Raw genomic sequence first — 17,369 nt, 5'->3', positions numbered from 1 at the left:
TTAAACGAACGACGATTCGGCCGATGGCGCATCCCGCGCGCCAGACTCACGATCGCATTTTTGGAATTCCCGCATTGTCAAGCGAGACCCAACCCATTCCGGATCTTTTAAACCGTCACGATTCCACGCGTTCTTTGACCGCTTCCGCTTTCGTGTATTCATGAATCCAATCCGTCAGCCTTTTTAACACGGCGGCATCTGCCTCGGGGAAAACGCCGTGCCCGAGGTTAAAGATATATCCTGGTTTTTTCTTGCCTTGATCAACGATCGCTTTCACTTTTTCGATTAACGCCTCCCACGGGGCGAGCAGCATCGAAGGATCGAGGTTTCCTTGCAAAGCTTTGTCGATGCCGAGTTCCCGCACCTCGTCGATGGAAATGCGCCAATCAACGGATAAAACGTCGACGGGGAGCTGATTCCAAATTTTGAGCAAATGCGCTGTGCCGCTGCCGAAATAAATCGTCGGCACGCCGGTTTTTCGGATCTCCGCGAAAATGTTCATCATGGTCGGGGCGATGTACTTTTCATAATCATCGCTGGCGACCGATCCAACCCAAGAATCAAAGACCTGCACGGCCTGCGCGCCTGCCTCGATTTGCCACGACAGGTATGCGATGGTGACGGCGGCCAGCTTGTCCATTAAGGCTTGCCATTCTTGCGGACGGCTGTACATAAATCCCTTCGTTTTGTGATAGTCTTTCGACGGCCCGCCTTCGATCAAATAACTGGCCAGCGTAAAGGGCGCCCCGGCAAACCCGATCAACGGTACGGAAAGCTGTTCCCTCAGCAAGCGGATCGTCTCGCGTATGTATGGCAGATCGCGCTCCGGCGCCAAATCCCCCAACCGTTTGACGTCAGCCAACGCGCGCACGGGATTGGAGATGACCGGCCCTTTGCCCTCAACGATGCGCACGTCGACGCCGATCGTCTTTATTGGCGTCATGATGTCGGCGAACAAGATCGCCGCGTCCACGCCCAGCTGTTCGACAGGCAAGCGCGTCACTTGCGCGCACACTTCGGGATTCTCGTTGATTTCAAAAAACGAATACTGTTGACGGATCGCCCGATATTCCGGCTGATATCGGCCCGCCTGCCGCATGTACCAAACGGGGACGTGCGGGACCGCCTCCTTGCGGCAAGCCTTTAGGAACGCGTCGTTAAACGCTCGGTTGGTCAATGCGCGGCCATCCTCTCTCTTTTCTAAAATTATTATTCCATAATTATTATTCCATATTGTAACACCCGCGTGCGCGCCGAAATTCTATCGAATCTGTTACAAATTCGCATGGCGGGCCAAGCATTAACCTAAACTTCCATCATCGAAGGCGGTTCGGAAAAAAACTGCCGAAAAGTTATGTATTCGATCGCAATGGCGCCTGCGTATGGCAAGGAACCGGCTTCCCGCAACGCATAAAGCGTCGTTTCCGTCGGTAAGCGCTTGCGCAAGCCGGCAACCGGGCGTGAGCCGAACGTTCGCGACGTCCGTCGGCCATTGTTTGCCTGTGTACCGATTCCGAAGCGGCAGCCGAACGCAAGCGCGGCGAAACAAAAAAAGGATTTCGGCGTTTCCAACCTTTTCGTCATTCGGCCGTATCCAAACGCCAAAAGACGGTGCCTTTCCTATTTTAACACGACACCGTTTCAAGAAAAATTTAATGCGCGCGCAATCAGCGCATTAATCCATGCCCGAGCCCCGATGAGGCGAAGCTTGTCAACTCAGGCGGAAATTGCCGGAGCTGGTCTGCGCATGCAAACGACAGCGGCCGGACCCCGTCATCCCGCGGATGATATGATCGCTTTTTTCCTGAAACACCATCGCGGGCACTTGAACACGGCCCTGTCCCGATGAACTGCTGAAAAAGAGCATGACATCGGAAGGATCGGCGAGTTTGACGTCGATGTCTCCGCTCGTCGCGCGGAGTCGGCAATCGTCGGTCAAAGCGTCGCTGAGGACCCGAATATCACCGGAAGACGTCTCAATGTCGAGCGCACCGGAGACTTTTGCAACCGATATCTCGCCGGAAGACGCCGAAAGTTGAACGCGGTCCGCAACGATATGGTGCAGCTCCATATCCCCGCTGCGCGTGCGTGCGGAAAACCGTTTAACGCTGACATCGGTCGCTTGCAGGTCGCCGCTCGAGGCTTCGGCCCGGAAATGATGCCCCGCAATGCGGAAGGCTTTGATCCCGCCGGACGTCGCAGAAACCGTCAGCGTCTCCGCTGTGATGTTTTTGAGCAGGAAGGCGCCGCTGGTCGCCTCCATATCGATCCGTTTCGCTCCGATGTTTGTCGCTCGAACATCCCCGCTGCTGGACCGAATGAAACAGCGATCCTTGGCACGGAGGTCAAGGGCTTGAACATCTCCGCTTGAGGTTTTGACGGTCACGGTTCCTGCCGCCACATCCTCCAAAAAAACGTCTCCAGACGAAGAATGAAGGGCAATGGATTCATAAACGTTATCCGGCAAACGGACGTCTAAAGTCAAACGGTTGACCATCCATCCGAAGAAAAAGGATCTGGCGGCGGTGCGCTCGACACTGATTTCCAGGGCATCCTCGTTGCGCCGCACATCAAAAACGAAGGCATCCTTATAGCGGCTTGACACTCCCCCCGTCAAGGCCGCCGTCCCTTCGCCTTCTTTTGTGGATCCGAGGCGGACCGTGACAAACGGCGTCCGTATGTGAAGGCGGCGGATCCCCTCGCCGGAAAATCGCTTTGTTTCATGGATCTCCGTTACATTGAACATGCCGGTCAATGACCGGACGATCGTGATGATCGCTCGTGCGAGACTCATATTGCCATCGCTTCCTTATCAGGTGTCTATTCTAGTTTCAAACCCTATTTTTCCATCATGCGAAGATATGATCAGAACGGTTCCAATCGCTTTTTTACACACATCTTTCATACCACTGCTTTCGCCCTTTCCATATCCGGAATCTTGGCGAAAACAGCGGCCAAAATGACCGCCCCGATCGCCACGCCGATTCCGGATATCCCAAACACACCGATGAGTCCCAAAATGCCGGCTAGAATTCCCGATATAAATGTTCCGATGGGGGCCACGCCACCGAGAGCGGTCATAAGCACGCCAAAAGCTCTCCCCCGATAATCTTTCGGAATCATTTCTTGAATCATCGTTGCCCCGAAGGTATTGGACATGCCGAAGCCAATGCCTACGGAAAGCAAAACAATGACTTCATAGTATAGGTTTTTAAATGCCGGAAAAAACATCAGCAGCCCCTCTATTAAAAACGCCAACATTTGCCCATATTTTGCAGACACTCTCTTTGACAGCACGGCAGCCATGAACGCGCCGATGAAAAAACCGGTAGCCAATCCCAATTCCATCAGGCTGTAGCCTTCGGCGCCTTTTCTCAAAATTTGTTGCGACCAAACCGGAGTTAAATAATTGAAAGTGACGAAAAAAATATTGGTGAAAAACACGCCGGGTATCATGTACCTAAGGAGTTTATATTTCTTAAACAAGGAAAAACCGCCTTTTACGTTTGAAACGAAAATCATGACGTGTTTTTTGTTAAAAGCTTAAAAAGTTTTTCAGCGAGTCTCCCTTTAGCTCCCGCATGCGCCGGATGACCATGGTCATTGCGGATCAAAGCAGCCATTAAAAAGGAAAATAGAAACGTTGCGGCGTTAAAAAGGAAAAACACCACGATGTTTAATTTATTTAACAAAACGGCACCAATGGTCGCCCCGATGATCGTTTATAGTTGGGTAGCCATCGTAAACAAGCTGTTGCCCAAGTTAAGAAATTTTGTGGAAGTCATATCCGGAAGAAAAGCTCTTGAACACGGTAAAAAATTTTGTCGCACAGGTTTAATAAAGGAAAAGAATATAAAGAGATAGGAAAAACCGATCGTTTTAAAGTAAAGGTCGTCATGCTTATAACAAATGAGCATCGATAAAAAGTCGGCTGTCATCATGACATGTTTTCTGTTGTAGACATCCGATACCGCACCGGTAATAAATGAAAACAGCTGCGGAACCGTGATCGCCAAGCCCAACCATGCCACTAACTGGGGATTTTGCGTTTGATGTTCCACCCACCAAAAAACGGATAAATAAAAGATCGATTTCGGAAGCTAAATAACCTGAAAAAAAGCACCAAAAATTTCGATGAGGCACGGAGATCCTTCGCATGCGGGAGCCCCCTACATGGAATTAATCATTAAGGGGTTTGTTTAATGCCGATTCTCTCTATTAGTTGAATCACGGATCCGCTCCCCAAACGGCGGACTGGAAATCTAGCAGAGATATCCACTTGATCAAAATAGAGCCCGGAAAACGCAACCAACCTTGCCGCCATAACCATCGCCTTCATCACGACACGGTTAAACTAAATGATGCTCGTGGGCGTATATCGCCGCTTGGGTGCGGTCGCTCACTCCCAGCTTGCTCAAAATGTTGCTGACGTGGGTTTTCACCGTCTTGATGCCGATGTAGAGTTCTTCGGCGATTTCGGCGTTCGACTTCCCCTTGGCGATGAGAATCAACACCTCGCGCTCCCGGCTCGTCAACTGTTCATGTTTCGGGCGCGCATCGCGAAAGCGGTGGAGCATTTTTCCGGCGACTTTGGCGTCGATGACGGAATCCCCGCGCACCGCTTTGCGGATCGCTTCGACGATCTCCTCCGCCGAAGCTGTCTTCAACAAATAACTGGTTGCCCCCGCCTCAAGCGCCGGAAAAACTTTTTCGTCATCATAAAAGCTCGTTAAGACGATCACCCGGCATTCCGGGTGTTGCGCGAGCACTTGCTTGGTCGCTTCGATGCCGTCCACCCTCTCCATGATCAAATCCATGAGGATGACGTCAGGGCGCAAGGCTTCAACGCGTTCCAACACTTCGTCGCCATCGGACGCCTCGCCGACGATTTCTATATCGTCTTCGATTTCCAAATACGCGCGCAAGCCGCGGCGCACCATGTCGTGATCATCGACGATCAGCACTTTAATCGGTTCGGTCATAAGCGATTCCCCCCTATCGGTATCCGGACGTCAACAAAAGTGCCTTCGCCCAGGCGCGACGTCACCGTCAACTGGCCGCCCAGTTCCTCGCAACGCTCCCGCATCGTTTTCAACCCATAAGACGCCTTCTTCTCTTCCGTGACGTCGAACCCTTTTCCATTGTCATGCACCTTTAAGACGACGGCTTGGCTCGTTTGCCGGAGTTCGAGCTTAATCACCGTCGCGCCGGAATGGCGCAGCGCATTCGACAGACTTTCCTGCAGCAGCCGGAAAAGATGGTCTTCGACGCCTTTTGAAAGGCCTTCGATCGGTTGAATGTCCGTTTCAAACCGGATGTTTGTCTTCCGCGCCAGTTCATCGATGAGTTTTTCCATCCCTTCTTGCAAAGAATCTCCCGACAGATGAACCGGGCGGAGATGAAGGAGAAGCGCCCGCATTTCCCCTTGCGCTTTCAAAGCGATATCGGCGATTTCTTCGATTTGGCGCTTCGCGGCCTCCGGATTTTTGTCGATCGTCTTTTTTGCCGCCGAAGCGAGCATGTTCAAGGCGAACAACTGTTGGCTGACCGCATCGTGCAGATCGCGCGCCAGCCGTTGACGCTCCTCGATGGCCGCCGCCGCTTTCGCTTGTTCGGCGAGTTCCGCCTTTTCGTCGGCCAGTTTTTGCAGCGATTGGACTTGATTCTCGAAGCGGTCGGCGAGGCGGTTGAGCGCCCGGCCGATGGAAGCGAGTTCTCCAGGCTCTTGAATTTCCATGCGGTCGGATAATTTGCCGTTGGACAGCACGGTGATAAAAGCAGTAATGTCGTCCAGATGCTGCTTGAATGCCCAGCGTTCTTTAAACGTGAGATAAAGCCCCAGGACAAAAACGACGATGAAAACGATGCCCGACGCGGCGGCGACTTCGCCCGTGACGCGCCTGCCTTCGGCGGAGGCGATCCCTTCGAGGGCAATGAAGACTCCCGCGGCGGAAAGCAAGGCGATCGCCGCCTGCTTCTTAAAAGCATGAAATGACTTGAGCATCCCGCCTGCCCCCCTAAATCCGGTCGATGCGAAGATCCAAGATTTTAAAATCCAGGTCGAAAATGAGGCGGCGCGTCGCCTGCTCAAAATCCGGCGTTTGATAAAAAATATCTCTGCCGCCGACGCCGTCTTGAACCCGATCGTCGATCTTGGCGTTCAAGATGCTCGCCTCGCCTCTCACTTGGAAGGCGACGTCTTCCGGGATGATGATATCGATGTCGCCGACCCAACCGGAAAGCCGGATTGCCGTTTCCCGATCCGGGATGAACGCCTGGGTGAAGTCCATCTCGTATTCGCCGACCATCGACCAATGCGCCATTGGTTCCACCGGCCAATTCGGTTCATTGAACCGGTATTCTTTGACAAAATTGAAAACCGATGTGCCCGTCCCGTGCCGATTAGAAGCCTTATATTCACGATATCCTTCGTCGTACACGGCGGTCGACCCGCGGCCCTCCCGGCGGCGCCGCTTTCTTTCATAGCCCCCGTGGGCCGTCCTGACGCTGCCGCTGATCATTTCCAAGCCGATATAGACGAACAAGAGCGGCCACAGCTTCCAAAAATCCGACCAACGAAACGAGAGCCAGTGAAAATAATCGGCCAATAACAAACCGCCGTAGGCCGTGCCGAACACGCCCGCAAACCAGTGCGGCCGCCGCCTTCTAAGCAACGGGACAAAGATCGACCATAGCCCGTAAACAAAAATGGCGGCGGCGAGAAAAATATCGAGAAGCGCACCGAGGCTTGTATCAATCAGGCCCATATTGGACAAAAGCAGCCAGGCGCCGATCAGAATGAAAATGGACGCTATGAATAAATTCCCAAATGATATATGTCTTCTCATCGCTATCCCCTCAAAATCTCTGTCATCCTTGGAAGCTTTGACCGGATTGGCCTTCTCCCCGCGGTTTATTGCGCGAGACTTCCACATTCCATGCCTTATCCCTTCGCGTCTGGTCTCCTCGCCTCGGGTTCCAACCTCTTCTTTTCACTACCAATATAATCGCCTTACCCGACATTATAAATGACCCGGCGGCGGTTTTTACCTCCGTCCCAAGTCTGAATTCGCCGTTCAATCCAAAGCGGTTCTGAAGGAAAGGACCATTTTTACCTCCGCAAAATGAGCGGCAGGCGAAACCCGGCGCCCGCTTGCCTTCACGCGCAGCCTCTTAGCGGCGAAAGCGAAGCAGCGGTGCCACTGCCGGAAAAAATATGGCACATCGCGTGGGCGCCTGTCATACCCTATGAATACATGAATGGCTAGGGGGCTTGTCTATGGGAGTGGAGTTGACGCTCATTCACTGGGTGTACCTCTTTTTTATGTTCATCATCATTGCGGCTATGATCATGCGGCGCGATACGTCTCTCGTCTGCCTCATCGGCGTCTTTCTCCTCGGCTTGGTCGCCACCTCGTCGATCGTCGTCGCCGTTACGAGCGTCTTCAATAGTTTGATTTACGCCATTGGTCAATTGCTCGGCACCATCCTCGTCATCTCCGTCATCGTCGCATTGAGCGACATCATGACCGAAACCGAGATCAGCGATCGGATGATCTGCCCTTTTGGCCGATGGATCAAAACCCCGGCTCTCGCTTTCTGGAGCGTCGGCCTCATCATGATGGTGATCTCATGGTTTTTCTGGCCTTCCCCGGCAACGGCCTTAATCGGCGTCGTCCTCCTGCCCGTCGCCTTACGCGCCGGTCTGCCCGCCTTGGGCGTGGCGATGGCGATGAACTTGTTCGGCCACGGGATCGCATTATCCGGCGATTATATCATCCAGGGCGCACCGAAACTCACGGCCGACGCCGCCGGGCTCCCCGTCTCTTCCGTCATGGCGGCAAGCGTGCCGCTCGTCATCATCATGGGAGCGGTCACCACTGCAACCGCGTTTTGGTTTTTGCGACGGGACATGAAAAGCGGCGCGTTAAAGGTGACGCAAAAAGAGTTGGCCGCGTTGGAAACCCACGGCCAAGAGCGACCAAATGCCTTGTCCGATCAAGCGAAAACCGTTTTTGCCGTCCTCATTCCTGTCTTGCTCATCCTCGATGTCATCAGCATGTTCGCTTTTCATCTCCAAGGCGGGGACGCCACCGCACTGATCGGCGGCACGGTTTTATTTATATTAGCCGCGATTTCCCTTGCCGCTCACCAACAGGACGGTCTTGAAAAAATCACCGCGTATTTGATAAAAGGTTTTCAGTTTGGCTTTAAAGTATTCGGGCCGGTCATTCCGATCGCCGCGTTTTTCTATATGGGGGACGCCGGCTTTCAATCGGTGTTCGGAAACCACCTTCCCGCCGGTTCCCAAGGCATCGTCAACGATCTCGGCAACGCGCTCGCCCATGCGGTGCCGGTGAACAAGGAAGTCGCCGCCGTCACGCTCACCGCTGCGGGCGCCATCACCGGACTGGACGGATCCGGTTTCTCGGGCATATCCTTGGCCGGTTCCATCGCCCATCTTTTCAGCGCGGCGATCGGAGCGGGCGCGGCCACCTTGACCGCCTTGGGGCAAATCGCCGCGATTTGGGTCGGCGGCGGGACGCTCATTCCCTGGGCGTTAATTCCGGCCGCCGCCATTTGTAATGTCGATGCGTTCACCCTTGCGCGCCGCAATCTCGTCCCCGTCATCACCGGGCTCATCGTGACGACGATTGCGGCGATGTTAATCTTGTGAACGGTCCGACGAGCGCCGGAGCGGATATATTAATCTTTTTTCACGCCTTTATCCGGCGGTTCCAAGCTTTCTTGCCGCATAGCCGTATGTGAAGGCAGCGGAGAACCCCACGCAGATCAATAAAGCCCATCCGGCCGCTTCCCCATTCCGGCCGACGGCGACGGCCGCGCTCAAAATGACCGACTGGGCGACGAGAATGAGCGAAAGAACGGTTAAAAATCCGCGGAGACGGAGGACGGGGGCCGTCGGAAACCAAAGCGCCGGCCCGTCTTCCCATCCGTTCCGCCACATGGGAAGGAGCTGAACAGCGGTCAAATACACCGCCATGAACGCGACGACAAGCTGCGGCCACCCGTCCGGCAACAAAAGAATGAGGATGGCCCCGACCGCCGTCAATCGGAACCAAATCCCGAAATAATCCCCCAGACGGACGAACGTCTTGGCATAAAACAGGCGGAATACCGAGGCTTGTCCGAACGGGAAAACGTCCGTCCACATCGACAGCAACCGCCGCGGTTTGACGCGGTTTCTGAGGGCCGGGACGTCCGTGATCAGATTGGCGAACCGGAAAAAGCGGGCGAGTTGCCTATTTTCGTTTTCCAAGAGCACTTCCCATTTCAACAGATGTTTTTTGGATAAGGGATGGTACACGAAAACCGACAGGGCGACCATGATCAAAAAGATGAGACATAGCGTCCACCACGGCGCTTTAAAAAGCAAAAACCCGATGAACGCCGCCGTCACCGCCACGCGCAATCCTTTGTACGGCAGGCTTTCCGTTACATAATGCTCCCGCCAGGCGGCATCCAAGTTCCACGCCTTGACCATAAAAAGCAAAAACAAAACGACCGCATACACCGCCGGGCGTCGATCGACCGTCTGCAGGAAAAGCGGCATGGCGATCGCCCAAGCGAACAATATCGCGATGGATTGAACGAGCGCGCTGTAAAGAACGGCCCGTTTAAAATAACGGGTCATTTCACGTTCAAGCGGCAACAAAAAGACGAGATCCGCCGGTTGAATAAAGGTGCGGATCGGCGTGCGGGCGATGAGGATGGAAAAAGCGGCGGTCAACAGCCATTCCGCCGGAAACGCGTCGCTCAAGCCCTTCACCCATCTTTGGTAGTACACCCCGCCGGCGACAATGAAAATGTAGAGGGAAAACATAAAGCCGCTGTTGGCGAGAAGCCGCAAATAGCGCACGGCGATCTTCCAAAAATGGCCACAGCGCGCCCGCCAAAGCTGCTCGACCGTTACCACGGCTTCTCCCCCCTGGCGACGGCCACATACAATTCGTGGAGCGAGGCATAGCGCCTGCCGGACGCCCGCCGCAACTCTTCCATCGACCCTTGCATGGCGATCCGGCCTTCATGGAGGAGGATGAAGCGGTCGCAATACTGCTCGGCGGTCGATAAGATGTGCGTCGACATTAAAATCGCCGCACCATTCTGCTTCATCTCCGTCATCAACTCGAGAAAGGCTTGAATCGCGAGCGGATCCAGGCCGACGAACGGCTCGTCGACGACGTATAACTTCGGCTGGACGAGAAACGCCGAAAGGATCATGGCTTTTTGCTTCATCCCCTTGGAAAAATGGCCGGGAAACGCGTTCAAGCGGTTCTCCATGTCAAAGCGGCGAAGCAATCCCGGCAGCCTTTCCTCGAAAACGCCGCGATCCAAACCGTAGGCCATTGCCGTCATTTCGAGATGTTCGCGCAGCGTCAATTGTTCGTACAAAACCGGCGTTTCGGGAATATATCCGATGTGTGAACGATAGCGCGTCATGTCCTCTTTAATCGTAAGCCCTTCGACTTTGATCGTTCCCTTGGTCGGCTCAAGCAACCCCAAGATATGTTTAATCGTCGTGCTCTTGCCGGCGCCGTTCAAACCGACGAGCCCGACGAGTTCACCGCGGTTCACTGTAAAACTGATGTCGCGGATGATTTCTTTTCGCCGCGAGTAGCCCCCGCTCAACCCTTCGACTTCCAGCACCGCAGGCACCCCGCCCACTCCCTTCAACCGTTTTCGCCATACGCTTCCGCTGCTTCCTATTGTCGCAAAAATGCCGTAATTTTGCCAGAAGCGGAAAGAACAAACCGGTCGGAACACCCCTTGACTGCCCGGCATGGATGAACGACGGGAAATCCTTTCTTAACCATGGTAAAATAAATCAAAAAATAGGAAAGGATGTTGCCGATGGCACACGACCCGAATTGCATTTTTTGCAAAATCATTCGCGGCGAATTGCCTTCCGCCAAAGTCTATGAGGATGAGAACGTCTTCGCGTTTCTCGACATCGGCCAAGTGACCAAAGGGCACACCTTGGTGGTCCCCAAAGACCACTATCCGAACATTTTTGAATTGCCGGCGGACACGGCGGCCAAATTGTTCTCGGTCGTGCCGAAAATCGCGGGCGCGATCCGTGATGCCTTCCAGCCTGAAGGCCTCAATCTCTTGAACAATAACGGTGAGATCGCGATGCAAAGCGTTTTCCATTATCATCTGCACATTATCCCCCGCTACGGCAAAGGGGATGGCTTCGGCGCCGTGTGGCATTCCCACGAAAGCGATTACTCTCCAGAAGAAAGGCAAAACATCGCCAAGGCGATCGCCGAAAAACTTTGACCTTGTCACCTTTCAACGGTGCAGGCCGCATGACGCCCGCCGGAAGAACCGTCCGGGGGATTTAAAGGCCGGCCGCCCAAATCTGCCCATTTCGTTGGTTTATTCCCCAAACGCGTTCAGGCCCTTCCTCGGCCGAATGGGGAAAACAATGGCGTACAAACCCGCCTGGTCCAGGCGGGTTTTGTCAAAAACCGTGCCGACCTTCGCGCGATCTTTTATTATTAGAAGTAAATGAAAGCGCATTATTTTTTTAAACCGCACTGATTCATACTTCCCCGCGCTTGACGAAAGTCAACCGTCATTTGGAGGAACAGGTTATGCTCGCGCTCGTACCGTTAATGCTGGAACGCGTCGGCATTCTCATCATCATTGCGTTTATGCTCTCCATGGTCAAATCGTTTCGCCATATGGTCCGCCATGGCGACCGCCTTGAAAAAATCATCTTGACGGTCATTTTCGGCGCTTTCGGGATCATCAGCAACTACATCGGCGTCGAGATCCAAAACGGAATGCTGACTTCCAGCGAATGGCACACCTCTTTGGAGGTGGACGGCGCCATCGCCAATACGCGCATCATGGGCGTGACGATCGGCGGATTCCTCGGCGGACCGATGGTCGGCATTGGAGCCGGGCTGATCGCCGGATTGCACCGCCTGACGCTCGGAGGCTTTTCCGCCGTCGCTTGCTCGGTTTCCACCGTGCTCGCCGGCTTCGTCACCGGCTTGATGGGCAAACGATATCAACTGCACAGCCGCTCATCGCCATGGCTCGTTGTCGCCACGGGCATCTCAATGGAGATCGTGCAGATGGGCATCATCTTGCTTTTGGCCCGCCCGTATGAAGAAGCCCGCCGTCTGGTGGAAATCATCGCCTTGCCCATGATCACCGTCAACGGTTTCGGCACCTTGGTCTTCATGCTGATCATTCGCACGATGCTACAAGAAGAAGAGCGCACGCGCGCCATTCAAACGCACAAAGCCATGGACATCGCTTACCAGACGCTGCCGTATTTTCGCAAAGGGCTGACCGTCGCCACGTGCGGGAAAGTGGCGGAAATCCTTCTCCGCTCGACCGCCGCCGACGCCGTGGCCATCACGGACAGAAAACGCGTATTGGCGCACGTCGGTGCAGGATCGGATCATCACGTCCCCGGTCAGGGATTGGGAACGAAATTGACCAAAGCGGTGTTGGCCGAAGGGCGCATTTTAAAAGCGACGTCCCAAAAAGCGATCGGCTGCTTTAAAAGCGATTGCCCCTTGAAAGCGGCCGTCGTCTTGCCGCTCATCGTACATGGACGAACCGCCGGAACATTAAAGCTGTACTTCACGCGCCCGAACCGCCTGAATCTCGTCGAAGAAGAGCTCGCCGAAGGGCTGAGCAAGCTGTTTTCCGCGCAGTTGGAATTCGCCGAGATGGAACGGCAAAGCAAACTTTTAAAAGATGCGGAAATCAAAGCGTTGCAAGCGCAAATCCATCCGCATTTCTTGTTCAACGCCATCAACACCATTTCGAGCCTCATCCGGACCGACGCCGAACGGGCCAGAAAGCTCCTCATCAAATTGGCCGTATTTTTCCGTAGCAACCTTCAAGGAGCGCGCCAGATGTTCATTCCATTGGAAAAAGAACTCGAGCACGTCGAAGCCTATTTGGCTCTGGCAGAAGCCCGTTTTTCCGACCGCTGCCGCGTCGAATGGGACGTTGATCCCGCATTAAAAGACGTCTTGATTCCGCCGTTCATTTTGCAGCCGTTGGTGGAAAACGCCGTAAAACACGCTTTCCCGAAGGCCGACGGAAAAACCGGAACCATCCGGATTCGGGCTTACAAAAAAGATGGAAAATTGATCATCGCCGCCGAAGACGACGGACGCGGCATCGATCCGAAAATACTCGACCTGTTGGGACGCCGGCAAATCACTTCGAGCGAAGGCACCGGCACCGCCCTTTGGAACATTAAAAAGCGCGTGGAGGAACTTTACGGCAGCCGCGGCACGTTTTCGATCGAAAGCCGGCCGGGCCGCGGAACGAAAGTGCGGATGACCCTGCCCCTTCACGCGCCGAAACGGGGGAATCAAAATGTTGAAAGCGGTTATCGTTGACGATGAGCCGCTGGCGAGGGATGAGCTCGCCTATCTTCTGAAGCGCACAAAAAAGGTGGAAATCGTCGCTGAAAGCGACACCTTGTCAGCCGTCTTCGACGAGCGTCAGCCGCTTGAAGCGGATGTGCTGTTTTTGGATATCGAATTGGCGGAAGATAACGGCATCGAGATCGCCAAAAAGCTTTCCAAGATGGACAATCGGCCCGAGATCGTCTTCGCGACGGCCTACGATGAATTTGCCCTGGAAGCCTTTGAACTGAATGCGCTCGATTATCTTTTAAAACCGTTCGATGAACACCGCGTCATCCAAACCGTCAACAAACTCGAACGGATCGTCGAGATGAAAAAGGCGAGCCGACGGGCGGACGCGGCGAGTGCCCGAACGGGCGAAGCGCCGAAAAAATTGGCGATCAATCTCGACGAAAAAATCATCGTCCTCAACCCTCAAGACATTTATTCCTTGGAAGCCGCGGGCGGCCAAACGATCATCACCGCGCAAGACAAAAAGTATCGCGTCAATGAATCGCTCATTTCCTTGGAAAGAAAGCTGCGGGACACCACGATTGAGCGGGTTCACCGATCCTACCTCGTCAATTTGGACAAAGTCGCACAAATCGAACCCTGGTTTCATTCCACTTATCTACTCGTTTTGCCGAACGGTGAAAAAATCCCGGTCAGCCGCACTTACGCCAAAAAGCTGAAACAATGGTTCGGTCTTTGAAAGCGCTTGCTTTTCATCCTCAGGTTCATGCACTTCGCTCCCCCTTTTGTGCGTTTGGCGATGAAAATGCAATGAAATCGATCACTTTCGCTATCATCGAAATTGCAAAAATCTAAAGGAAAGGGGAGCGAAACATGAACGGGATTACCGTCGTCATCGGATCGATCTGCCTTCTCGTCATCGCCTACCGCTTATACGGGACGTTCTTGGCAGCCAAAGTTTTGCGTTTAAGCGAAGCCGAGCCGACGCCCGCTCATAAACTGAACGACGGAAAAGATTACGTGCCGACCAACCGCTGGGTTGCGTTCGGTCACCATTTCGCCGCGATCGCGGCGGCAGGTCCGCTCGTCGGCCCGGTGCTCGCCGCCCAGTTCGGCTATTTGCCCGGCTTGCTCTGGCTGTTGATCGGCGCGGTCATCGGCGGCGCCGTCCACGATGCCGTCGTTTTGTTCGCCTCAATGCGGCGAAACGGCAAATCGCTGTCAGATGTCGCCAAAGAAGAACTCGGCCCCGTCGCCGGTTTTTGCACGGGTTTGGCGATGTTGTTCATCATTACCATTACGATGGCCGGCCTGTCCATGGTCGTCATCAACGCCTTGGAAAACAATCCATGGGGCACGTTTTCCGTCGGCATCACCATACCGATCGCCATGGGGGTCGGATTATATTACAAGAAAACCGGCAATTTAAAATGGGCGTCGATCATCGGCTTTTTGCTGCTGTTGGCCGGCGTTTTCGCTGGCCCATACATCAAGGACAGCGCGCTCGGCGACTGGTTGACCTTTAACTACAAAACGTTGGCGATCCTTCTGCCCGTTTACGCCTTTTTTGCCGCCGCCTTGCCGGTTTGGCTCTTGCTCGTCCCCCGCGATTATTTGAGCAGCTTCATGAAAATCGGAGTGTTCATCGCACTTATTTTGGGTGTTTTTCTCGTCAATCCATCGATCCAAATGCCGGCCTTCACGAAATTTGTCCACGGCGGCGGGCCCGTCTTGTCTGGTCCGGTTTGGCCGTTTGTCTCCATCACGATCGCCTGCGGCGCGATTTCGGGGTTCCACGCGTTTGTCGGGTCCGGTACGACGCCTAAAATGATCGATAAGTGGCAGGACATTAAAGTCGTCGGGTTCGGCGCGATGCTCGTCGAATGCCTCGTCGGGATCATGGCGCTCGTCGCCGCGACGTCTCTGCATCCCGCCGATTATTTTGCGATCAACTCCGCTCCCGAAATCTTTAAAACGCTGGGCATGCACGTCGTTCAACTGCCGACGCTCAATCACGAAATCGGCCTAAACCTTGAAGGCCGCACGGGCGGCGCCGTCACGCTCGCCGTCGGCATGGCTTACATCTTTAAATCGATCCCGTGGTTCGGACATTTGGCCTCGTACTTTTTCCAATTCGTCATCATGTTCGAAGCCGTCTTCATCCTGACCGCGATCGATGCGGGGACGCGCATCGCCCGCTACCTGATCCAAGACTTTTTCGGCGAATTTTACAAACCGCTGAAAAAAGCCGATTGGCTGCCGGGGGCGATATTCGCGAGCGCGCTCGCCTGCTTCGTCTGGGGCTATCTGTTGTTCTCGGGCGATATCGGTTCGGTTTGGGCGCTGTTCGGCGTCTCCAACCAGCTCATGGCTTCGATCGGTTTGATCGTCGGCGCCACCGTCATTTTGAAAGTGGCGGAAAAACGCCGCTATATGCTGACATGCTTGGTGCCTCTCGCCTACTTATACGTCACGGTAAACGCCGCGGGCATCTGGATGACAAAAAACGTTTACCTTAACCCGGCATCGGCCGGACACAGCGTGTTGAACGGCGTTTTATCCATCATCATGCTCATTTTGGGCCTGATCATCTTGGTCACGTCCGTCATGAAGTGGATCACCATTTGGCGGACGCCCGAAGCCGAGCTTAAATATCAGTCGGCTTGAGGTTTTCGAGCCTGCCGTTCCCCGCAAATACTTGGACAAAGGCATTCGTCAGCGTAAGATCCACGCTTCGCATGCCGTTTGCCTCGTTGTAAAAAAACGACGCCCGAGGGTGACCGCCTCTCGGGCGTTTATCATTTATATGACGGTTCTGCCGAGCGCACGCCGCAAGCCCCGGTACCGTGCCTTGCCTCATCCGGTGCCGCTTGACGCATCCGGTATCGACCGCCGAACAGCGCCTGATCCCGTCCGACGGTTCAGAAACTGCCCTCGGCAAGGTTTGACGAACCGAATCAGCCTTGAGGCATCCGGCAAAACGGAATGAATCGTGTTCCCTTTTTTCCCGTCGTTTGGTATACTGGATGTAATCCCCGCGATAAGCGGCAGCGCATTATCGGGGGAAAACGAGACGAGTTGAGGAGAGATGAGCGTGAAACAAGTGAAGAAGTTGGTCTTCATCGCGTTGTTCTTGGCGATCGGGACGGTATTGGACGCCGTCGTGCCCGGATTCTTTTTTGGCATGAAACCCGACTTGTTGCTGTCAACCATGTTCCTGACGATTTTTCTGTTCGCGGATCGCCGCAATATCGCCGTGATCGGTCTCGCCGCCGGCCTGTTGTCCGGCCTGACGTCGACGATACCGGGCGGCTTCTTGCCGAACATCATCGATAAGCTGATCACGTCGGCGGTCATCTTTGCGCTTTTCCTCGCGATCAGAAAGCTTTTGCCGATGATGGTGAATGCCGTGATCTTGACGGCTGCGGGTACGATCTTAAGCGGAACGGTGTTTTTAACGGCGCTCCAATTGTTCGCTTCCCTGCCGCCCGGCACCGGATTTTTGGCGATGTTTACGGCGGTGGTCTTGCCGGCAGCGGTCATCAACGCCGTCTTTATCGCGATTGTTTTCCCGATCGTTTACAAAATCATCAACCATACCCCATCATCCACCAAGGCTTTTCGAACAGATGTATCGAGTAGGAGGGGGTGACGAACCCCCGTCCCCTCACACCACCTAGCATGCGGGTCCGCACTAGGCGGTTCGCCAATCTTGACGGAGTTCAAAATATCTCTGCGTTAAACTCTTCAGCCCTTGCTTAAGCCAGTAGGCTTTGCCAAGGGCTTTATGCAATTGAGGCGTCCTTGTCGTACGCCAAGCCCCTTTCCGAGTGTTAGCGATCTCGAACACTTCGTGTTCTTTGAGCCCAAGGGCTCTCAGTTCACGAATTCGAGTTCTCACCCTTTTCCATTGGTGCCAACGGCACAGTCTCAACCTTCTTCTTATCCATTCTTCCAGGCGCTTCAAGGGAGAGGGGGTCTCAATTAACG

15 protein-coding genes and 1 pseudogene are annotated in these 17,369 nt (G+C 54.2%); 7 read left to right on the top strand and 9 right to left on the bottom strand.

Going from position 1 to position 17,369, the window contains the following annotated elements:
• Nucleotides 1-115 precede the first annotated feature (115 nt).
• From hemE to CCB157_RS09630, 3 genes are all read right to left on the bottom strand, one after another.
• The gene (gene hemE / locus CCB157_RS09645) at nt 116-1,177 is read right to left on the bottom strand and encodes a uroporphyrinogen decarboxylase (RefSeq protein WP_077615693.1); all 1,062 of its coding nucleotides are present in this window, start codon (nt 1,175-1,177) and stop codon (nt 116-118) included.
• A 534-nt stretch (nt 1,178-1,711) separates the two neighbouring features.
• Nucleotides 1,712-2,794: a DUF4097 family beta strand repeat-containing protein gene (locus CCB157_RS09635; RefSeq protein WP_077615691.1), complete on the bottom strand. Its 1,083-nt coding sequence runs from the start codon at nt 2,792-2,794 to the stop codon at nt 1,712-1,714.
• A gap of 107 nt (nt 2,795-2,901) precedes the next feature.
• Nucleotides 2,902-3,486 (bottom strand): MFS transporter, encoded by a 585-nt coding sequence (locus CCB157_RS09630; protein WP_158077271.1) that lies wholly within the window; start codon nt 3,484-3,486, stop codon nt 2,902-2,904.
• A gap of 117 nt (nt 3,487-3,603) precedes the next feature.
• On the opposite strand from CCB157_RS09630, the gene CCB157_RS09625 reads away from it, so the two are divergent.
• Nucleotides 3,604-3,864 carry a hypothetical protein gene (locus CCB157_RS09625; protein WP_077615689.1) on the top strand — a complete coding sequence of 87 codons (261 nt, stop codon included), beginning with the start codon at nt 3,604-3,606 and terminating at the stop codon, nt 3,862-3,864.
• Between the two features lie 485 nt (nt 3,865-4,349).
• On the opposite strand, the gene CCB157_RS09620 is transcribed toward CCB157_RS09625, so the two are convergent.
• From CCB157_RS09620 to liaF, 3 genes are read right to left on the bottom strand one after another with little or no spacing between them, the layout of a single operon-like run.
• Complete coding sequence (locus CCB157_RS09620) at nt 4,350-4,982, bottom strand: response regulator (protein ID WP_077615688.1); 633 nt, start codon at nt 4,980-4,982, stop codon at nt 4,350-4,352.
• A complete protein-coding gene (locus tag CCB157_RS09615) occupies nt 4,979-6,004 on the bottom strand; it encodes a sensor histidine kinase (protein WP_077615687.1) in 1,026 nt (341 codons plus the stop codon). The genes CCB157_RS09620 and CCB157_RS09615 overlap by 4 nt, the downstream gene beginning before the upstream one ends.
• A 13-nt stretch (nt 6,005-6,017) precedes the next feature.
• Entirely contained in the window at nt 6,018-6,848 is an 831-nt protein-coding gene (liaF, locus tag CCB157_RS09610) for a cell wall-active antibiotics response protein LiaF (protein ID WP_158077270.1), read from the bottom strand.
• 431 nt (nt 6,849-7,279) lie between these two features.
• Here liaF and CCB157_RS09605 point away from each other — a divergent pair, with 431 nt between their 5' ends.
• On the top strand, nt 7,280-8,677 hold the full coding sequence (locus tag CCB157_RS09605) for a hypothetical protein (RefSeq protein WP_077615685.1): 1,398 nt from the start codon (nt 7,280-7,282) through the stop codon (nt 8,675-8,677).
• A gap of 48 nt (nt 8,678-8,725) precedes the next feature.
• On the opposite strand, the gene CCB157_RS09600 is transcribed toward CCB157_RS09605, so the two are convergent.
• Entirely contained in the window at nt 8,726-9,937 is a 1,212-nt protein-coding gene (locus CCB157_RS09600; RefSeq protein WP_158077269.1) for an ABC transporter permease, read from the bottom strand.
• Nucleotides 9,931-10,677 (bottom strand): ABC transporter ATP-binding protein, encoded by a 747-nt coding sequence (locus CCB157_RS09595; protein WP_143286999.1) that lies wholly within the window; start codon nt 10,675-10,677, stop codon nt 9,931-9,933. The genes CCB157_RS09600 and CCB157_RS09595 overlap by 7 nt, the downstream gene beginning before the upstream one ends.
• 195 nt (nt 10,678-10,872) lie before the next feature.
• Between CCB157_RS09595 and CCB157_RS09590 the strand changes: the two genes are divergently transcribed.
• The 5 genes from CCB157_RS09590 (at nt 10,873) to CCB157_RS09565 (ending at nt 17,031) form a co-directional block, all read left to right on the top strand.
• Entirely contained in the window at nt 10,873-11,301 is a 429-nt protein-coding gene (locus CCB157_RS09590) for an HIT family protein (RefSeq protein ID WP_077615682.1), read from the top strand.
• Between the two features lie 317 nt (nt 11,302-11,618).
• Nucleotides 11,619-13,397 (top strand): sensor histidine kinase, encoded by a 1,779-nt coding sequence (locus tag CCB157_RS09585; protein ID WP_077615681.1) that lies wholly within the window; start codon nt 11,619-11,621, stop codon nt 13,395-13,397.
• Nucleotides 13,375-14,118 (top strand): LytR/AlgR family response regulator transcription factor, encoded by a 744-nt coding sequence (locus CCB157_RS09580; RefSeq protein ID WP_077615680.1) that lies wholly within the window; start codon nt 13,375-13,377, stop codon nt 14,116-14,118. Before CCB157_RS09585 ends, CCB157_RS09580 begins: the two co-directional genes overlap by 23 nt.
• A gap of 134 nt (nt 14,119-14,252) precedes the next feature.
• Nucleotides 14,253-16,046, top strand: coding sequence for a carbon starvation CstA family protein (locus CCB157_RS09575; protein ID WP_077615679.1), 1,794 nt, complete (start codon nt 14,253-14,255; stop codon nt 16,044-16,046).
• Between the two features lie 427 nt (nt 16,047-16,473).
• On the top strand, nt 16,474-17,031 hold the full coding sequence (locus CCB157_RS09565; RefSeq protein ID WP_238594651.1) for a tryptophan transporter: 558 nt from the start codon (nt 16,474-16,476) through the stop codon (nt 17,029-17,031).
• Nucleotides 17,032-17,073: 42 nt separating this feature from the next.
• On the opposite strand, the pseudogene CCB157_RS18045 reads toward CCB157_RS09565, so the two are convergent.
• Nucleotides 17,074-17,369 (bottom strand): annotated as a pseudogene (locus CCB157_RS18045) (group II intron reverse transcriptase/maturase); the annotation flags it as partial.

This window comes from Caenibacillus caldisaponilyticus (assembly GCF_002003465.1).
Lineage (GTDB): Bacteria > Bacillota > Bacilli > Bacillales > Sporolactobacillaceae > Caenibacillus > Caenibacillus caldisaponilyticus.
The sequence above is the reverse complement of the archived record's forward strand: the minus strand, read 5'-3'. Positions and strand labels throughout refer to the sequence as shown.